This window comes from Nostoc sp., from assembly GCF_036916985.1.
Taxonomy (GTDB): Bacteria; Cyanobacteriota; Cyanobacteriia; order Cyanobacteriales; family Nostocaceae; genus Nostoc.
Genome location: NZ_JBALFD010000071.1, coordinates 45,667 through 63,489, shown reverse-complemented (window position 1 = coordinate 63,489; position 17,823 = coordinate 45,667). Strand labels below are relative to the sequence as shown.

Sequence of the window (17,823 nt, the reverse complement as noted above, 5' to 3'; positions counted from 1 at the left end):
TCAAAAGTTAAAGGGCAAAAGAGAACTGATGAAGTCTTAATTCTTTTCTTTTTACTTTTTACTTTTAGCTTTTGACTTACTAGCCCCTGCCCCTGCCTTATAACAATTGTTTTTAGCTTTTAGTTTAATGAATCCATGCCATCCCTGAATTTGGCGATCGCCCGTCTCCTAAACACTGGCACTGACAACTTCGCCATTTGGGTGGTCAAGGCTCCCTATCCCAGTGGCTACGTTTTACGTGACTGTGTATGGCCTGTTGAACTGACCCAAGTCTGGCAAGAATGGCAGCAGATGTTTGCTGGTCATGGTCGCCTTGATATTTCCTCTAACTCAACGTCTCAAAGCAAACCATTGCCCATAGATTTGATTTCACCCCCTTCAGGTCAGACTACTGGCCCCTACAGCAGTCGTCTGATGCAATACTTGGGAATGAATTTATGGCGCTGGGTATTTGACGGACAAATTCTTGGTAGCCTAGAACGCAGTCGCGGTATTGCTATGGGTCAGCATACACGTTTGCGCTTTCGACTAGAAATTCGCGACCCGGATCTCATCGCTTTCCCTTGGGAAATTATGCAGCGTGAGCCTGGTCAATCGGCGATGTCTCTCTCGCAAGATTTGCTATTTAGTCGCACCAGCACTGAAGTTGATGCTTTACCCTATTTGAAAACTGACCAGGCTTTAAGTATTTTGCTAGTTTTAGGTCATGATGACAAACTGCAACTAGAACAAGAAGCTGCCATTTTACAGCAAATTCTTGCAGATACACCTGGTAATTCCCAAAGATACGCGCCTTGTGTAGTCAATCAACTCATTCAACCAACTCCACAGCAGTTGATTGATGAATTAGAAACCAAAGCATACAATGTTTTCTTTTACGCTGGACATGGTTTGCCAGACCCAGATGGAGGGTTACTGTTTTTGCGACCAGAGATGCCCCTGAATGGCATAGAATTAGCACAAGTCTTGACGCGTACAGGTGTAAAGCTAGCAGTTTTTAATGCCTGTTGGGGCGCACAACCAGCCGCAATCAATCGTCAAGCGATCCCTGCCAGCAGTTTAGCAGAAGTACTGATTCGTCATGGTGTGCCTGCGGTTTTGGGGATGCGCGATGAAATCGCTGACCACGAAAGCCATAGTTTTATTCAAGCATTTACCGAAGCTTTGCGATCGCACAAGCCAATTGATGAAGCCGTAGCCCAGGCTAGGCAAGAGTTGTTAACACTGTATAAATTTAATCAACCTGCTTGGACTTTGCCTGTTCTCTACCTGCATCCAGATTTTAATGGCGAACTGATTAAGAATCTGGATGAAGGTATTACGGAACTACCAGATACAGCCATTCCTGATGTCGGTTCCTCACTTCCAATTGCAAGTTTACGATCGCTTACTCCCAAAGGTAAAATCTGGTTACTGCGTTATGGAGTTACCCGCATCGGCCGCACGAAAGATAATGATATCGTCATCCCCGAACCATCTGTATCCAAACGCCACGCCGAAATCTTTTGCCGCAATACTCTTACAGATGCTACATTGGTGCGAACTTATTACTTGCAAGATTTTTCTACCTACGGTACAACCTGGTTTTTAGGCCCTAATGGTTGGCAACAAATCCTCCGAGAGGAAGTCCCATTGAAATCGGGAATGCAGGTAAAGTTTGGAAGTGCTAGAGGTGAAACCTGGGAGTTTGTGATTGAAGACTCCTAGCGGAGCTATTGCACAAATGGATTTCTATGTTAAGCATCAGCTTTTAAAATCTGTTTTTTTGGAGAAAAATGCAACTTTTTTTTGCGGAAATCTCCTCTTAAAATTTGTAGTTGTCAATACCATCAAATAATCACGAGGTAAGAAAAAATGGCTCATAAAATTAACGGCTCAGACACTTTCTCTTCTTTGCCATCTCAAATAGACTTAGAGTTATTAGAAGCCTTACTGGAACCAGAAGATGCTACCTATCCTTGGAATCCAGGTGATGATCAATCAGAAGCTTATTTTCAAGAACTAGAACAACAGTTCGGAATGGACGATTTGCTTGATGAAGAACTAACAAGGCGATCGCAAGATTTTTACGGACATCTAGACACACTTTGGGCTGGTATTGCTTCGACGCCAGACTACAATGACACCCGGCAACAGGTAGTAGTGCTTAATCTTCAAGAAATATTACGTACTAATTTTGCTGCCTGTGTTCCTCAAACATTGCTCAACACCATTGCCACAAAAGCTGCTGAAATATTTGCGGCTCGTCAATTAATCAGCGATCAACTGGTTGAGTGCGTTCAGACAGTACTACCAGCTTGGGAAACTGAGGATCTCCTCGTTTTAGCTCGTCCTTTTGCTTATGCTATGCGAAGTAGTGAATCGCAAAATGCGGCATCTGCACTCAGTAATCTTCAAAATAGCGAGTGGACAGCTTTATCGGAAGTAGATAAAGCAAAGGTTAGTTTAGCGATCGCTTCTTATGCTTTTACACAACTCAACAACTCTCAGTCTGAGGTATGAATGGGGAATGGGGAGTAGGGAATAGGGAAAACTTTTCAGCATGGGTTTTGTTCGCGTAACCCGCACTTTGCGTTCACTCTGTTTAGAGGCATCTTTTGAAAAGATGTTGGTTTACTTATGCAGAAGTGCTAAAGGAAAAGCCAAAAATCAAAACTTTTATAATAAATTCTAATGGTTTTTATTTTTGTATTTACAGTTACCCAAAGTAAAGTAACTGTACGCTAATTTTTAAACGAGGCCATCTATCCCAAGAGGTAAATATTGAAAATTGGGAATTGGGCATTGGTTATTCTTTATCCCCCTACTCCTATTTTGGCCCTAGAAATCGGGTAGCAAAATTTTGCGATCGCGTTGGTGACAGCGCTCGTGCTTTGAGAATTGCCGCCATCAAAAAGGCGTAAGATAACACCCCAACAACTACTAACAGCAAGGCATTGATTGATCCTGTAGCATTCCACAGAGCATGGAGCGCAGAGGCACTCAGATAACCAATAGAAAGAATTTGCCAACTCCTACTAGGTTTGAGGACAGCCAACCCAATAAAATAACCAAGGTAGCCACTATAAGCCATGTGTCCGGCTACAGAGCCTAAAATTCGGGGAATTAGCAGTTGTAAACCTGCCAGTTGACCAGCAGCGCCTATACCTACCTGTTGCGTGACATTCTGAGTGATATCTGGCACATACTGACCTAGAGTTTCTAGGAGAGTGAAACCTACAGCAGAAGCCGTTCCCAAGAGAATACCATCTAGAGGTTCCCAAATACCGATGCGTTCCCGCCAAGGTGAAGACAACATTCTACCGATGGCAAAGGCCCCTAGTACAGGTAATGCCTTGAGTAATTCTTCCATCAAGCCAGCGCCAAAAAACATCCGCACCAGCAACTCTGTGAAAGTGATCGATTCTTGAGGTGTGGGCAAGCTTCCAGGCAAGATGCCGCGAAACACGAAGATAAATAGATCCAACACCGGACTGAGCAAAATCAGCGTTGTACCCAATGCTGTAGCCATTAGTACCCACCAAGGCTTCTGTTTACCGCAAAGTTGATAAACAAAATAGTAGGCAGCAAAAGCGATATAACTTGCTACAATTACTTGATTAGCTTGGGGACGACCGACTGTAGCAAACATTAACACTACAAAGACGACGGTCAGTATTCCCGGTACGAGGTAAGCTTTACTAGTTAAATCTTTACCAGTAGAAATAATCGGAAAAAGCTGGGTGAAGCTAACAGAATCCGGCTGCTTTAATTGCGTATGGTTGTGGTAGTTCGTCGCCGAAGGCAGTGGTGTCACTTGGTTTACTGTCGTCGCCGGAGTAATTGAGGTATACTCATACTCAAAAATATATTGCGGCCCATCAGCACCTAGAGAAATGCGATCGCCTGGGTGCAATTCCTGGCATTCATACAAGCGTTGTCCATTTAAATAAGTGCCATTAGCACTATTCAAGTCACAAAGCACCCAGCTAAATTTGCTATCTGGGGATAGAGAGAGGGGACGAACCACTGCATGACGACGAGATACCATTCGGTAGATCATGGCATCCAAGACAACTTGGCAGCTGGGGTCGCGTCCAATTACCATCTCTTTACTGGGGGGCAGTGAGTAGCGAGATTCTGCTCCAGAAGTTGCCCCATTACCAGACACTAGCCGCAGAAATGCATTATGTCTTGCGTTTTTGCCTGTCATCGATAAGAAGTGCGTTTCTAAACTAATTCTTCACCTAATTTGGCGGCAGGACTAACCTTGGCCACATTAACAGCAGCATTGCTAAATCCACTATAGCTTCACTTACTGCTAAGAAATTTAAAATTCTCGATGCAAAATTTCAAATTGTTTTACCTAATGTAAATAAGTATTCCATCTACTGAGAGTTTGTCATAAAGCTGACTTATTAGGCGGATAAATCAGATTGTATCAGTACTATACTTTTGACCTCCTAGCTGCAAATTAAACCCACGGCAGTTTATCAAAAAATAGTAGTTTTTACTGCTTTCAGTGCCATTGCAGAAATATATAATTTTCCGCCGTCTGTTGTCGGTTGTTTTTGCTACTGATAATTGACTAATCTTGTTGGGAATGGGGAATAGGGAAAGAAACTGCCTTCAAGATTGGGCTATTCCCGATGAATTGGGAAGCTCAATCCGTCTTACGGCACAGTAGTTCACTGACTATTGACTAATTAAAGCAGATGGAATTCTGCGATCGCTCTCTTAAAGTTTTTGTTTTCATGTCCTGGCTGGCTGAGTTTAATCAAGGCAAAACGCTGTAATGGCGTTAAGGCTGCCCAATTTTGTTGTGTCAGGGTTACACCTATTTCTTGAGCTTTTTCTTGAAGGCTAATTGGTACTATGCCAGAGTCTAGCCATGCGGGATGAGGCTCGATGGGCAATTTTTTTGCTGGTATACCACTACGTCCGATAATTAATTGCTGGATATGGTCGTGGTAAGACTGAATTTCCGTTTCTGTAGTGCAAGGTAATTCAACTAAAGCTTGACGCTCATCTGTAGTCATTTGGTTCCAGTCGGGCAATTTTAACTTGATGCCACAGGTATCTAATTTACAGCGTACCTGCATAGGAATGCAACGCAGGGAATCAACAAAATCTGCTTCAAATTGAAAGAAATCTGTCACGTTGTTTCGCTCCAAATTCAAAATTACAAATTACGAATTATTTCAACCTGCATCTTTGGAATTACTGAGACGAATTATCAAATAACTAATCGATAACGACAGAATAGCTATACCTAGACCAATTATATCAAGACCTCCAATTTTTTCTAGATCAAGAATAATAATTTTTCTGGCAACAGCAATTAAAGAAGTAACAATAACTAATTCAACTTGAAAAACGTGTTTTCGGAGATAGGCTGTAATATTTTCTAAGATTTCTAAGGCAATTAAAATATTTAAAAATAAACCAAAAACCTTATACAGGGTTGTGTTAAACTTCCCATAAGGTATTGTAAATAATTCTTTAAAAATAAAGATTCCTAAATCTGTAATCGCTACCAAAATTACAATTACCATGAAAATAGATAAAGTTTTAGAAACTAGAACTTCTATATTTTCGATGATGTGCATAAAGCTCTCATCTTTGGTAGCTCCTAGAATTCGCCTCATTAACTTTTTCATCTGCTGCACCTGATTCTAAGATAAAATAAAATCCCATAGATAAATCTAGAGGATTAAAAATTAATTACTGATACTTTGTAAGTTTGCTATCTATTTTTTTATTCTTCATCCATATCTAAAAAGTAAAACTTCTAGTTGATAGAAATTGTACTTCTTTAGATATAGTAATTGGTAACAGTCAAAATTAGAGAGTCATAAAAAATGATAATAACTATTGACTATTGATTATTGACGAAATTACCTATTGCTGGTTATAAAATACCAGTTTCGGGCGACACTTTGCAGCTTACCATTGTGAAGACTGGAGTTGATGATTCTTGATGGGAACTTCTACAGAAATTGTTATCAATTGCACTGCACAGGCTTTGAATTCTGGTTGCAGTGAATCGGGGCACGCTTCTGGATGGGTAAGGGCGTTAGCTTCGGCATTGTCTGCCCACAGCGAACCCCAGTGCATAGGGACAAAAACTGTACCAGGTGCGATCGCTTTTGTCACTTTAGCAGGAAACTTCGCTTTACCGCGACGCGATCGTACTTCCACACACTGATTATCTACAATACCTAACTTAGCAGCATCATGGGGATGAATTTCAATAAACGGTTCGGGATGCATTTTGCAAATTTTTTCAATTCGACCAGTGCGTGTCTGTGTATGCCAGTGTCCGTAAAGTCGTCCATTAGTTAGCACAAAGGGATAATCTGGGTCTGGTGGTTCTGCCAATCCCTTGGAGTAATATGCCCCAAATCGAGCGCGTCCATCAGGGGTGTGGAAGCGGAGATTGGTGTAAAGGCGTTTGGAGTGAGGAGTGAGGAGTGAGGAGTTAGGAGTTGAAGATTCTAATTCATAACTCCTAACTCTTAACTCATAACTTTTTTCTGGATGAGGCCATTGCGTCGGGCCTTCTGCTTGTAGTTGCGCGTGACTAATACCTGTCATATCGCAGGGGCGATTTTTAGTTAGTTTGACAAACTCAGCGTAAACTTCCGCAGAGTTAGTAAAGGCAAATTCTTTCTCAAAACCTAATCTACGTCCAACTTCGGCAAAAATTTCCCAATCTGCTTTCGCTTCTCTTGGCGGTTGGCGGAATCCTGAACACAGAGTTACTACCCGTTCGGAGTTTGTCATCACACCAGTTTTTTCACCCCATTGGGCTGCTGGTAGCAAAACATGAGCGTAAGCAGAGGTTTCTGTGGGATAATATGCGTCTTGGTAAATGGTGAAAGGCGATCGCAACAACGCCTTTTTAGTCCGCTCTAAATCCGGCATACTCACTGCGGGATTAGTAGCCGCAATCCATAGTAACTCTACAGCGCTATTTTCTAAGCCAGTAATCATATCCCAAGCAGTCAAACCGGGATTGGGCGAAATTTGTCCTGGCTTAAGTCCCCAAAACTCCTCAACTTCTGCACGGTGCTGAGGATTTTTCACCGCCCGATAACCTGGTAATAAATGCGCCAAACCTCCGGCTTCCCGTCCTCCCATCGCGTTCGGCTGACCAGTGAGGGAGAAAGGGCCAGCCCCAGGTTTGCCAACTTGTCCAGTCATCAGGTGCAGGTTAATAATTGTTCTTACCTTAGCCGTCCCTTCTGAGGATTGATTCACACCCATTGACCACAAAGATAGTACCCGCTCAGATTTACCCCAGTAGCGCGCGGCTGTTTCTAAATCCTCAATGCTGATTCCACATTGACGAGCCACTACTTCCGGCGGATAGTGGCGAATTACTTCCGCATAAGCCGGAAAGTTGATGGTGCAATCGTCCATGAACATCGTATCAATGTAGTTCCAGCGCATCAACAAGTGAGCGATGCCGTTTAACAAGTCGATATCTGTACCGGGACGAATGGCTAAATGTAAATCAGCGGCTTCTGCGGTTGGTGTGCGACGGGGATCAACCACAATCATTTTGACTTTGCGGTTCTTTTTGTGATATTTCTCCAGGCGGTTAAAAACGATGGGGTGACATTCGGCTGTGTTAGTACCAATTAAAAATGCACAGTCGGTTAACTCCAAGTCTTCGTAACAGCATGGTGGGCCATCTGAGCCAAAGCTTTGAATGTAGCCAGCCACCGCACTAGACATACATAAACGAGAATTGGCATCAAAATTATTAGTACCCAGACAGCCTTTCATGAGTTTCTGGGCTATGTAGTAATCCTCAGTTTGAAACTGACCGGAACCGTACATACATAAGGCTTCTGTCCCTTGGGTGAAGCGGATAGTTTGAATACGTTTGGTGATGAGATCAAAAGCTTCATCCCAACTAACACGCCGAAACTCTTGATCTAATGAGTCTCGCACCATTGGGTAATGTAATCTATTTTTATCTAAAGATTCTGCGATCGTTGCGCCTTTAACGCAAACCATTTCCTGGCTAGATGGATGGGCTTTATCGCCCCGCACGCGCCAAGTTGGATTTCCTTGGCTATCTCGATTAGTTGCTTTGCCAAGTTGGGCTGGGGGTGAAACTTCTAGTCCACAGCCAACACCACAGTAGGGACAGAGGGTTTTGGTAAATTCACTCATGGCAGTTGTACCATTTTGTTGTTTTGATTATGCAACCTCAGATGTAGCGACAGATTGAGAAATTTATGTGTTACACAAAAACTCTTTGAAACGAATGACACTAAGAAAAGCCCAAAGGCTTTTCTTATCTTGTTCCCAGCCTGGAGGCTGGGAATATATTTAAAAGAGGCTCTGCCTCTTGTCAAGCTACTGGAGGCGGAGCCTCCCAGAATGGGTTCCCAGCCTAGAGGCTGGGAACCAGTCATACGAACCGCCAAGACGCAGAGAGCGCAGAGAGAAGAAAAGAGATTTTCATGCATTAGGATTGCTATGGAAGGATGAAGTGTAAAATTACCTAATTTAGATTTGATAGTTAATTTCACTACTTCATCTTTCAGGTGCTTATTCTTCAGTTAAGAAAATAGAGTTTTGAGTTGCGGTTTCTGGTAATTCACCTTCATAAGAAGGGGCAAAGGAACCTTTTGGTTCTTTGAGGAAGAAGGCACACATAAAGGCGCAGACTAAAGCGGCTAAACCCATTGTGGAAAACAGTGTGGGAGCGTCGGTTAAGCTGAAAATTGTCAGGTAAACTACGCCGCCAAAATTACCGTAAGCTCCCACGTTACCTGCTATTTGTCCAGTGGCTTCTTTTTTAATTAGGGGGACGATGCTGTAGGTTGCACCGCAGCCAGCTTGGGCAAAGTAAGCGGCTAACATTGTCACTGCGATCGCTACTGGAATTGGCCAGCTACTACTAATAAAATGTGCGGTCAAATAACTAACACCAATGCCGATACTGATAATTGTCATTGTCCATTTACGGGAGCTAAATTTATCAGAAATTAAGCCACCACTGGGACGAGAAACTAAATTTAAGAAGGGATAAGTAGCAGCAATCATCGCAGCGACAACATGCTCTAAAGCAAAGGTTTTTTCAAAAAATGCTGGCAGCATGGAAACGGCTGCTAGTTCGCTACCAAAGTTAGTTATGTAGGTGAATTCTAGTAAGGCTACTTGACCAAATTGGAAGCGTTCTGATGGAGTGTAAGTTTTTTTGCCAATTAGTAGTTCTCGGTTTACTTCCCAAGCTTTATAACTTTGGTAAGCAAATAATCCTGCTAATAGCAACCAAGTCAGATACATTTGGCTCAAAGTTAGGAAGTGAATGTTCTTTTGTTCTAAACGCCAAGCTAATAAACCCAAGGCGAAAATCAAACCAAAATTCGAGACAATCATCGCCCAGAAGCTTTTAATGCTGGTTACTTCCAGAGAACCATTTTTCTTAGGTTTTTTATAGACTTTCCCTGCGGGCGTATCTTGGACGGTGTTGTAATAAATTACGCCGTAGATGGCTGCAATAATCCCTGTAAGTGCGATCGCAAACCGCCAGTTAGAAGCACCACCAGCGAAAAAGCTCGTAGAAATTGCCAGTATCGGTAAGGCAAACTCTGCGCCAAATGCCCCAAAGTTGCCCCAACCGCCATAAATCCCTTGAGCAATTCCCATCTCCTTCGGCTGGAACCATTCGGCTACCATACGGATACCAACCACAAACCCAGATCCAACAATTCCCATCAGCAAACGACTGATGACTAGTTGATTAAAATCTTGTGCTAGCGCTGTTGCTAAACAAGGAACAACCGTAAACATCAGCAAGATTGAGTAGGTGATTCTGGGGCCAAAACGATCCAGAAGCATCCCAATAATTAATCGTGCGGGGATTGTGAGGGCGAGGTTACAGATGCCCAAAGTTTTAATTTGCTCTGGTGCTAAATGTAGTTCTCTACCAATGGTTGTAGCGAAAGGGGCAAAGTTAAACCAACAAACGAAGGTGAGAAAGAAAGCAAACCAAGTCTGATGTAAGATGCGGTAGCGATCGCTAAATGAAAATAATTTTTTAAGCATTCCAATCTTTCTAAATTTAATAAAACACAGAGAAGAGGTAGGCACAGTTGCAATATGGTTCGGTTAACGTGTTTATTCGTCGGAGATCCCCCCAACCCCCCTTAAAAAGGGGGGCTTTTTTTCCAATGACCCCCTTAAAAAGGGGGTCGCCACAGGCGGGGGGATCTTATCCGAACTATATTGAGGGGAAGTTGAGTCTTTGAACTCGGAAGTTGCACCTTTGAACTCGGACGTTGCACCTTTGAACTTGGAAGTTGCGCCTTTGAACTCGGAAGTTGCGCCTTTGAACTCGGAAGTTGCGCCTTTGAACTCGGAAGTTGCACCTTTGAACTCGGACGTTGCACCTTTGAACTCGGACGTTGCACCTTTGAACTTGGAAGTTGCGCCTTTGAACTCGGAAGTTGCACCTTTGAACTCGGAAGTTGCGCCTTTAAAGTTGAAGTATGATTCTTACTCCATGCCCAATCCCCAATCCCCAATACCCAATCCCCAATACCCACTAACAGCTACTAACAACTAAAGCTTCTTTGTTGAGTTTTGCCCCAAACTTTTGGATGAGTAAATCTTGCAATATTGGCTGCAAGTCTTCGCATGGTATACCTCTGATAACACAAGTTCCTAAATGAGCATCTTTGCCGACTTTGCCACCCATATATATGTCAACGCTTTCGAGAGTTTTGCCATTTTTGCGAGTTTTAGTTCCCATCAAGCCGATGTCTGCAACTTGGGGCTGTCCGCAAGAGTTGGGGCAACCTGTCCAGTGAATTCGCACTGGTTTGGTGAAGGTTAACTCTTCTTCTAAAGCTTTAATCATTGCCAGGGCGCGGTTTTTGGTTTCGATGAGGGCAAAGTTGCAAAATTGTGCGCCTGTGCAAGATACTAGCGATCGCGCCAGCAAACCAGGGTTAATTGAAAATCTTTCTAGCAACGTTTCTGTTAAAAATGTTGCTAAATTCGAGTCAGCAATGTTGGGAATAACAATGTTTTGCTCAACTGTGAACCGGATTTCGCCAGTGCCGTAAACTTCTGCTAGACGAGCGATTTCAAACATACCTTCGGCATCCAGCCGACCAACAGGAATATGCAGGCCTATGTAATTTAATCCTGCTTGTTTTTGTTTATATACCCCAATGTGGTCGCGTTTTTCCCAGTCGATCTCGTCTTTAGCCGCTGCGGATATTAATGATTTACCCAAACGGCTTTCTACTTCTGCTCGAAATTTATCTACACCCCATTCATCAATTAGCCACATCAGCCGGGATTTTTGCCGATTAGCGCGTGGCCCATGATCGCGAAATACTTCCAAAACCGCTCTACATACAGCTACCACATCTTCTGGAGCCACCCAAGCATTCAGAGGAATCGCCGCCTCACAACGTTTAGCCGAGAAAAACCCACCGACGAGGACATTAAACCCGAAAATGAGTTCTGAGTGGGAAAAAGACTCAGCACTCAGCACTCGGCACTCAGCACTATTTTTAAATGCTGGCACAAAAGCCAAATCGTTAATTTCAGCATGAACCGAATTGTCTCTTCCACCTGCGATCGCAATATTAAACTTCCGTGGTAAGTTGCTAAACTCTGGGTTCCCTTCGCCTTTGTTGGTGAGCATATCTTGAATTTGTTGTACTAACTCTCGCGTGTCGTACAACTCATCTGCATCCAACCCCGCCACCGGATCGCCTGTAATATTGCGGACGTTATCCATCCCTGACTGAATGCTGGTTAAACCAACTGCGTCAAATCTATTAAAGATATCTGGTAAATCTTCAATTCTAATTCCCCGTAATTGGATATTCTGTCTGGTAGTAATATCAGCGCAACCATCATCGCCGTAACGCTGCACTACTTGGGACAAAACCCGCATCTGACTACTGGTAAGAATACCGTTAGGCATCCGCAACCGCATCATAAACTTGCCTGGAGTAACTGGGCGAAAAAACACGCCTACCCATTTCAGTCGATGGTCACGATCTGTTTCGTTCATTGCCTCCCAACCCAAGGCGGCAAATTTCTCTATCTCACTCTTGATGGCAAGTCCATCTTTTTCTGCTTTTAATTTCTCAAATTTATTGAGGCTGGTGGTAATTACTGTGTCTGTCATGAAGCTGAATCTTGTTGCAAATTACTGATATGCTGAGGATCTGTGCTGGTAATTTCCCAATACCAATCAATCCGTAGTGACATCAGGTGATGTCTCCACGAAGGTTAGGGAATAAAAACTCAATCCTGAGGAACTTCCAAATAAAAAAATATTTAATTAACTCTTGTGGGGTGGGCATCTTGCCCGCCCAGTCTGTATGGCGGGCAAGATGCCCAACCCACAACATTGGATAATTTATTTCTTGGAGTTCCCTGAACTGAATTACGGCTGATTATTTTTACTCAAGAGCATTCCAACGCAAAACTTCAAATCCGTGGTTAGTTAAGGAAAACTTGTTGCCATTTACATCTTGGGAATTTGTCAACAGGTTTAGATAATGTTTATGTAACAATTTCGATACTCATAACTTAAAGTGAGATTTTTGTTAAAATCGTATAAATTGCTACGCTTTTTAGATAAAATTGTCAAAAACGCATGGTTTATATGTATTTTTTGCATCTAAGTCACCAATAAGCAATGTAGAACCTTTAATCAAGGGTATTTGAGATGACTGAAGCAATTTTGGATCGCCATAGATTCATCAAAAATCTAAAATCCAAAATTGAGCAGCAGATGTTAGTTAAAACTTAGATATTATTTCAGCAACTATGAAACGTCGTGATTTTATCAATTGGGTAGGTTTGGGTTTGATTGCGAGTTCTCTACCTGTAGCGATCGCAGCTTGTTCCTCTCAAACAACTCCAGCATCTAAAGATTGGCAAACAGTAGGTACATCGGCAGAATTAGATAAAACAGGTCAATTGCTGGCGAAAGACTCACCCGCCGGGCCTGTGCTGGTAGTCGGCACATCTAAAGCCGCAAATCTGACTGCTGTTAACCCTACCTGTACTCACGCAGGTTGCACTGTAGTATGGAAGGCTGATGCGAAAAAATTCGTTTGTCCCTGTCATGCTTCGGAATTTGGGGTTGACGGTAAAGTGCAAAAAGGCCCGGCGACAAACCCGCTGAAAACTTATGCCGCCAAAATTGAGGGTAATTCTGTTGTAGTCAAACCAAGCTAATGGAGGCAGGAGGCAAGAGACAAAATAGTTCCTCTTTTCCGTTAGTGATACCGGGGCGTTGAGCTAGTTCCCAGTCCTGAGTAAAGAAGTGAGATTCTCCACTCAGCACTCAGCACTCATAACTCAGCACTCTTAGGGGGCAGAAGATGATAATTAAAGCAGGATATTGTGAGTAATATCAAACAGCTTTTGGTGCAAGTTGAGACAGCATATAATACAGATGATTGGTCATCATTAATTCAATATTTGCAACAGTTAATTTTAGGGACAGACTCGGAACATTTAGAGATAGTTAAAAACCAAGAATATCTTCTGAACTTAACACTTTCAATGTTAGAAATGGGGGATTTTCAGCAACGCTGGGAAATTACCAAAGTGTTGACTCATTTGGGAAATATTGCCATTCCACCACTCATTGAGATATTAGAAGATGAAGACGCAGAAGAAGAATTACGCTGGTATGCAGCAAGGACTTTGGGCGAATTTGAACACCCAGAAGCCATCGCGGCAATAGTTGAATTATTGAAAACCGATGAAGATGAAGAACTTAAAGCGATCGCAGCTACAGCACTAGGGCAAATGGGTACTGTTGCTATTACTTCACTAACTGAACTTCTATTAGATGAAGATACACGGCTTTTGGCAGTGCGATCGCTTTCATATATTCGCCAACCAGAAACTATCACACCACTCTTGAGTGTATTACAAGATCCACAACCAGCAATCCGCGCCGCCGCAATTGAAGCCCTCAGCAGTTTTCATGACGAACGTCTAGCACCAATCCTGTTGAACGCTTTGGATGATATAGCCGCCACAGTGAGGCGTGCAGCAGTGCTTGGTTTAGGTTTTCGCCCCGAATTACACCAAGCATTAGATTTAGTAACGAGACTGCAACCCAAGCTTTACGACTGTAACCTTGAGGTTTGTTGTGCCGCCGCAGCTTCCCTTTCTCGTATGGGTAGTGATGACGCTGCCAAATACTTATTCGATCTGCTAATCTCACCTGATACACCAATAAAGCTGCAATTAGAAACCATCCGCGCTTTAAGCTGGGTGGGGACATTATCTAGTTTGGAATATTTGCAAACAGCACTGAATCAAAGTACATCAGAAACAGTGTGGCAAGAAATTGTCACAGTTTTGGGACGAGTCCAAAAACCGCAGTTAACTACACCAGCCGCAGAAATATTATTGCAAATACTGCGATCGCAACATCCAGCCACAGAGATTACTAAGATTAAAAGTGCGATCGCCTTATCTTTAGGACAGTTAGGCGAAATGCAGGCAATTGAATCATTGATTTTGCTGTTAGGCGATTCTAATGCATCGGTGAGACTACATGCGATCGCTGCACTGAAAAATCTAGGCAGTAAAGCCACACATCAACAATTGCAGCAGACAGAGGAATAGAGAAGTTGCCTAGAGCAATAATTATTCCTACATCAGAACAAAAGACCCAGTGCTTTATATTATCCTGCTTGTTTACTAAGTATTATTTACCAATAAATTTGGTTCGTGTAGACGAACGAACAGGGAACTCGTTTCCAGCCGGAGGCTAGAAATGCTGCTACTAGCGACTCTGCCGCCAGTAAGGGAGGCGGAGCCTCAACGGCGGGCATTCCCAGTCTGAGACTGGGAACGAGGCAATCACGCCAGATTTAAAACAAGGAATAGCGATCGCTTTAGCGAATGGTAAATTTTAGTAATAACTGATAATAAAAGTATTCCTTAAGTCTCAAGTAAGACACACCTGGAGTATGAAGTTATAAGTTATCACGTGAAATAATATTGTGAAGTATTCTTAATAGAGTCTCAAGCGTTGGTAGCATCTGCCTGCTTATAGTTTCTAGTTCATTTATATCCAAATAACCAAAAGCTAATGTCAAAGTAATTATATCTATTTCGGTGAAAATTCTGCTTAACTTAGCTATAACTTATACTTACTTAATTATATCTATGGAAATAATTAAAAGTAATTAAAAGTTTGTAGTATATTCTATCTTTTGGCTAAGTAAGCTAAGTCTCACGGCTTTTAGAGATTTATCTAATTGCAAGCTCTAAAACATTTTATTGTTTTCACAGTCATAGACTAAAATGCAAAATTAATTCCTGCGATATAAATGGTTTTACACCTATGGTAGAAGTTAGATAAAAAACTAGCAGCTATTCTGTGTAAAGGAAACAAAATAATTCACAATGAGTAATTAAAAGTTGGATAGGAAGAGAATATAATTTTATTTTTTATTTAAAAAATATTATTCCTTCTCTATCGATTGTGAGCAAGCGACTTTGGTCGTGCGTTCTTAATTATGAATTATTTTACTTTCTCTGACCAATAGTAAGTTGTTGTGAGATATTCAAATGCTTTCAATTTTTCCAAAATAGGCTAGATGAAAGACTCCTCAACACTGGTCGATATTTACCTATTTAGCAGTGGATTGGATAGACAATATCGGCTTTGAAAATCAATCACCCACAGAAATCTAGAACATATAAGGAACCATAAGTATGAAGCCTTTGAATTTATCTAAAGCTGTTTTAGCTACTGTCTTTGCCATCAGTTTCGCCTCTGTGTCCTTACCTCCTTCTGTTTTTGCCCAGAGTGGAGGTTCTGGCAGTGGAGGTTCTGGCAGTGGTGGCTCTAGCTCAGGTACTGGAGCTACAGGCAGTGGTACAGGTACAGGTACTACGGGCAGTGGTACAGGTACTGGAGCTACAGGCAGTGGTACAGGTACAGGTACTACGGGCAGTGGTACAGGTACTGGCACAACAGGCAGTGGTACTGGAACTGGAGCTACGGGCAGTGGTACAGGTACTGGCACAACAGGCAGTAGTACTGGAACTGGAGCTACAGGCGGTGGTACAGGTACTGGCACAACGGGCAATGGTACAGGTACTGGATCTGGCACAATGGGCAGTGGTACTGGATCTGGCACAACGGGCGGTGGTACAGGTACTAGCACAATGGGCGGTGGTACAGGTACTAGCACTGATACTACAGGTACTAACACAACAGGCTCTGATTCCACAGGTACTGGAACTGGTACAGGTACTAGCACAACAGGCTCTGATTCCACAGGTACTGGAACAACGGGCACTGATACTACAGGTGCTAATAGGAATGAAGGCATCACAACATCTGAAAGAACTAGCGATCGCGGTTTCGATTGGGGTTGGCTAGGTTTGCTTGGTCTAGCTGGTTTAGGAGGACTAGCTCGTAATCGCGAAAAAGTCCGGGCTTATAGCGATCCTGATGAACTAACAACTCCTCGTTCTAGAAAATAGTATTCACCATACTCTAGGAGTGCGTAGCGGTCGTTTGTGCCCTCTGTGCCTCTTGCAAATCTGACGCGATCGCAGCCGTATACACAAGTTGTACGGCTATTTGCTTGAGGTTGTACAAAACCTTGGTTGATCAAATAGCTCCACCATTAGTCGTGTATTGACTCGGTTGGGATTGACCCGCAAAAAAACGCTTCACGCCAGCGAAAGAAGCTCAAAATTTATTAAAGCCAGCAGAACGACGATAAAGTAACCAGATAAACAGCGGTGAACCCAGCAAGGCAGTGACGGAACCCACTGGTAGTTCTACTGCTCCTAGCCTAGAGAGTAAATCTGCAAAAGTCAGTAACCATGCACCTGCCAGGGCAGAAAGTGGTAAAACAAAGCGATGATCTGTACCAACAATGAGGCGGACACCGTGAGGGACAACAAGACCAACAAATCCAATCAAGCCACTGATGCTGACTGCACCTGCGGCTAATAGAGTGGCAACACCACCAATTAACAGGCGCGATCGCGTTAACGAAACCCCCAAACCCACAGCCAAATCATCTCCTAAAGCCAGCACATTTACCGATCGTGCCAGTAAACATCCCCCAATCAATGCAACGATGATATAGGGACCAGCCGTAGCAATTTCTTGCCAACCACGCCCATTGAGGCTACCAACTAGCCAACTGAGTGCAATTTGAATTTGACCGTCTTCAGCTAAAAGCAACAATGTACTTTGTACAGCACCAAATAAAGAACTGATCGCCACTCCGCCTAAAATCAACCGCTCAACAGAAATTCCCGATCCCGCACGACCGAGCAAAATAACGATCCCAGAAGTCAAAATTGCTCCCATCCACGCTGCTAGAGGAATTGCGATCGGGAATATGTGCCACACAATCATCAGAATCACAATTAATCCTGCGCCCGCTGAAATGCCCAAAATAAATGGATCGGCAAGACTATTGCGTAGCATTCCTTGTAGCAATGCTCCTGACATTCCCAAAGCTGCACCAACAATCAGAGCAGCAGTAATGCGCGGGAGACGTAAATCCCACAGAATAGTCTGTTTAACCGGATCGCCTTTGCGGAGAATGGCTTGCCAAAATTCTGACATATTTAAGGGTACTGCTCCTTGAGAAAGCGATAGCCCTAGCGTTACCACCAGTGCTATACCAAGGAGTAAAACAGCCCAAAATACACGGTGTTTAGTAAAAATTGTCTCAATTAGTCTAGTCAAATTTAGATATGTATTTTTTTTAATATAATTCGTCTCAAATTATAGATGCATTTGGAATGAGAGATTGGACAAGGAGTGAAGGGAGTTAAAATTTG

The 17,823-nt window shown here is 42.9% G+C and carries 14 protein-coding genes; 7 read left to right on the top strand and 7 right to left on the bottom strand.

The window, feature by feature from the left end:
- Nucleotides 1–135 precede the first annotated feature (135 nt).
- Together V7L07_RS23880 and V7L07_RS23875 are read left to right on the top strand one after the other, a co-directional pair.
- Nucleotides 136–1,707, top strand: coding sequence for a CHAT domain-containing protein (locus tag V7L07_RS23880; protein WP_335061323.1), 1,572 nt, complete (start codon nucleotides 136–138; stop codon nucleotides 1,705–1,707).
- Between the two features lie 147 nt (nucleotides 1,708–1,854).
- On the top strand, nucleotides 1,855–2,502 hold the full coding sequence (locus tag V7L07_RS23875; protein ID WP_335061322.1) for a hypothetical protein: 648 nt from the start codon (nucleotides 1,855–1,857) through the stop codon (nucleotides 2,500–2,502).
- 307 nt (nucleotides 2,503–2,809) lie between these two features.
- On the opposite strand, the gene V7L07_RS23870 is transcribed toward V7L07_RS23875, so the two are convergent.
- From V7L07_RS23870 to V7L07_RS23850, 5 genes are all read right to left on the bottom strand, one after another.
- Complete coding sequence (locus V7L07_RS23870) at nucleotides 2,810–4,192, bottom strand: PrsW family glutamic-type intramembrane protease (protein ID WP_335061321.1); 1,383 nt, start codon at nucleotides 4,190–4,192, stop codon at nucleotides 2,810–2,812.
- A gap of 493 nt (nucleotides 4,193–4,685) precedes the next feature.
- Nucleotides 4,686–5,138 carry a nitrate reductase associated protein gene (locus V7L07_RS23865; RefSeq protein ID WP_335061320.1) on the bottom strand — a complete coding sequence of 151 codons (453 nt, stop codon included), beginning with the start codon at nucleotides 5,136–5,138 and terminating at the stop codon, nucleotides 4,686–4,688.
- A 42-nt stretch (nucleotides 5,139–5,180) separates the two neighbouring features.
- Nucleotides 5,181–5,639 (bottom strand): phosphate-starvation-inducible PsiE family protein, encoded by a 459-nt coding sequence (locus tag V7L07_RS23860; RefSeq protein ID WP_335061319.1) that lies wholly within the window; start codon nucleotides 5,637–5,639, stop codon nucleotides 5,181–5,183.
- A gap of 286 nt (nucleotides 5,640–5,925) precedes the next feature.
- Nucleotides 5,926–8,166, bottom strand: coding sequence for a molybdopterin oxidoreductase family protein (locus tag V7L07_RS23855; protein ID WP_335061318.1), 2,241 nt, complete (start codon nucleotides 8,164–8,166; stop codon nucleotides 5,926–5,928).
- Nucleotides 8,167–8,547: 381 nt separating this feature from the next.
- Nucleotides 8,548–10,050, bottom strand: a complete 1,503-nt coding sequence (locus tag V7L07_RS23850) for a NarK family nitrate/nitrite MFS transporter (protein ID WP_335061317.1) — start codon at nucleotides 10,048–10,050, stop codon at nucleotides 8,548–8,550.
- 199 nt (nucleotides 10,051–10,249) lie between these two features.
- On the opposite strand from V7L07_RS23850, the gene V7L07_RS23845 reads away from it, so the two are divergent.
- The gene (locus tag V7L07_RS23845; protein WP_335061316.1) at nucleotides 10,250–10,570 is read left to right on the top strand and encodes a hypothetical protein; all 321 of its coding nucleotides are present in this window, start codon (nucleotides 10,250–10,252) and stop codon (nucleotides 10,568–10,570) included.
- Here the strand turns inward: V7L07_RS23845 and V7L07_RS23840 are convergent.
- Entirely contained in the window at nucleotides 10,550–12,154 is a 1,605-nt protein-coding gene (locus V7L07_RS23840) for a ferredoxin--nitrite reductase (protein ID WP_335061315.1), read from the bottom strand. The two genes, V7L07_RS23845 and V7L07_RS23840, sit on opposite strands and share 21 nt — an antisense overlap.
- Nucleotides 12,155–12,801: 647 nt before the next feature.
- Between V7L07_RS23840 and V7L07_RS23835 the strand changes: the two genes are divergently transcribed.
- The 4 genes from V7L07_RS23835 (at nucleotide 12,802) to V7L07_RS23825 (ending at nucleotide 16,500) form a co-directional block, all read left to right on the top strand.
- Nucleotides 12,802–13,215: a QcrA and Rieske domain-containing protein gene (locus tag V7L07_RS23835; RefSeq protein ID WP_335061314.1), complete on the top strand. Its 414-nt coding sequence runs from the start codon at nucleotides 12,802–12,804 to the stop codon at nucleotides 13,213–13,215.
- 165 nt (nucleotides 13,216–13,380) lie between these two features.
- Nucleotides 13,381–14,625, top strand: a complete 1,245-nt coding sequence (locus V7L07_RS23830; protein WP_335061362.1) for a HEAT repeat domain-containing protein — start codon at nucleotides 13,381–13,383, stop codon at nucleotides 14,623–14,625.
- 5 nt (nucleotides 14,626–14,630) lie between these two features.
- A complete protein-coding gene (locus V7L07_RS33555; RefSeq protein ID WP_442936082.1) occupies nucleotides 14,631–14,774 on the top strand; it encodes a DUF6888 family protein in 144 nt (47 codons plus the stop codon).
- Between the two features lie 949 nt (nucleotides 14,775–15,723).
- On the top strand, nucleotides 15,724–16,500 hold the full coding sequence (locus V7L07_RS23825) for a hypothetical protein (protein WP_335061313.1): 777 nt from the start codon (nucleotides 15,724–15,726) through the stop codon (nucleotides 16,498–16,500).
- Between the two features lie 211 nt (nucleotides 16,501–16,711).
- On the opposite strand, the gene V7L07_RS23820 is transcribed toward V7L07_RS23825, so the two are convergent.
- The gene (locus V7L07_RS23820) at nucleotides 16,712–17,716 is read right to left on the bottom strand and encodes a FecCD family ABC transporter permease (RefSeq protein WP_335061361.1); all 1,005 of its coding nucleotides are present in this window, start codon (nucleotides 17,714–17,716) and stop codon (nucleotides 16,712–16,714) included.
- Nucleotides 17,717–17,823: the final 107 nt, after the last annotated feature.

Excerpts from the sequence above, each read along its gene's own strand:
- V7L07_RS23880 (WP_335061323.1), top strand. The coding sequence starts at position 136 with ATGCCATCCCTGAATTTGGCGATCGCCCGTCTCCTAAACACTGGCACT.
- V7L07_RS23850 (WP_335061317.1), bottom strand. The coding sequence starts at position 10,050 with ATGCTTAAAAAATTATTTTCATTTAGCGATCGCTACCGCATCTTACAT.
- V7L07_RS23860 (WP_335061319.1), bottom strand. The coding sequence starts at position 5,639 with ATGAAAAAGTTAATGAGGCGAATTCTAGGAGCTACCAAAGATGAGAGC.
- V7L07_RS23825 (WP_335061313.1), top strand. The coding sequence starts at position 15,724 with ATGAAGCCTTTGAATTTATCTAAAGCTGTTTTAGCTACTGTCTTTGCC.
- V7L07_RS23875 (WP_335061322.1), top strand. The coding sequence starts at position 1,855 with ATGGCTCATAAAATTAACGGCTCAGACACTTTCTCTTCTTTGCCATCT.
- V7L07_RS23840 (WP_335061315.1), bottom strand. The coding sequence starts at position 12,154 with ATGACAGACACAGTAATTACCACCAGCCTCAATAAATTTGAGAAATTA.
- V7L07_RS23870 (WP_335061321.1), bottom strand. The coding sequence starts at position 4,192 with ATGACAGGCAAAAACGCAAGACATAATGCATTTCTGCGGCTAGTGTCT.
- V7L07_RS23835 (WP_335061314.1), top strand. The coding sequence starts at position 12,802 with ATGAAACGTCGTGATTTTATCAATTGGGTAGGTTTGGGTTTGATTGCG.
- V7L07_RS23855 (WP_335061318.1), bottom strand. The coding sequence starts at position 8,166 with ATGAGTGAATTTACCAAAACCCTCTGTCCCTACTGTGGTGTTGGCTGT.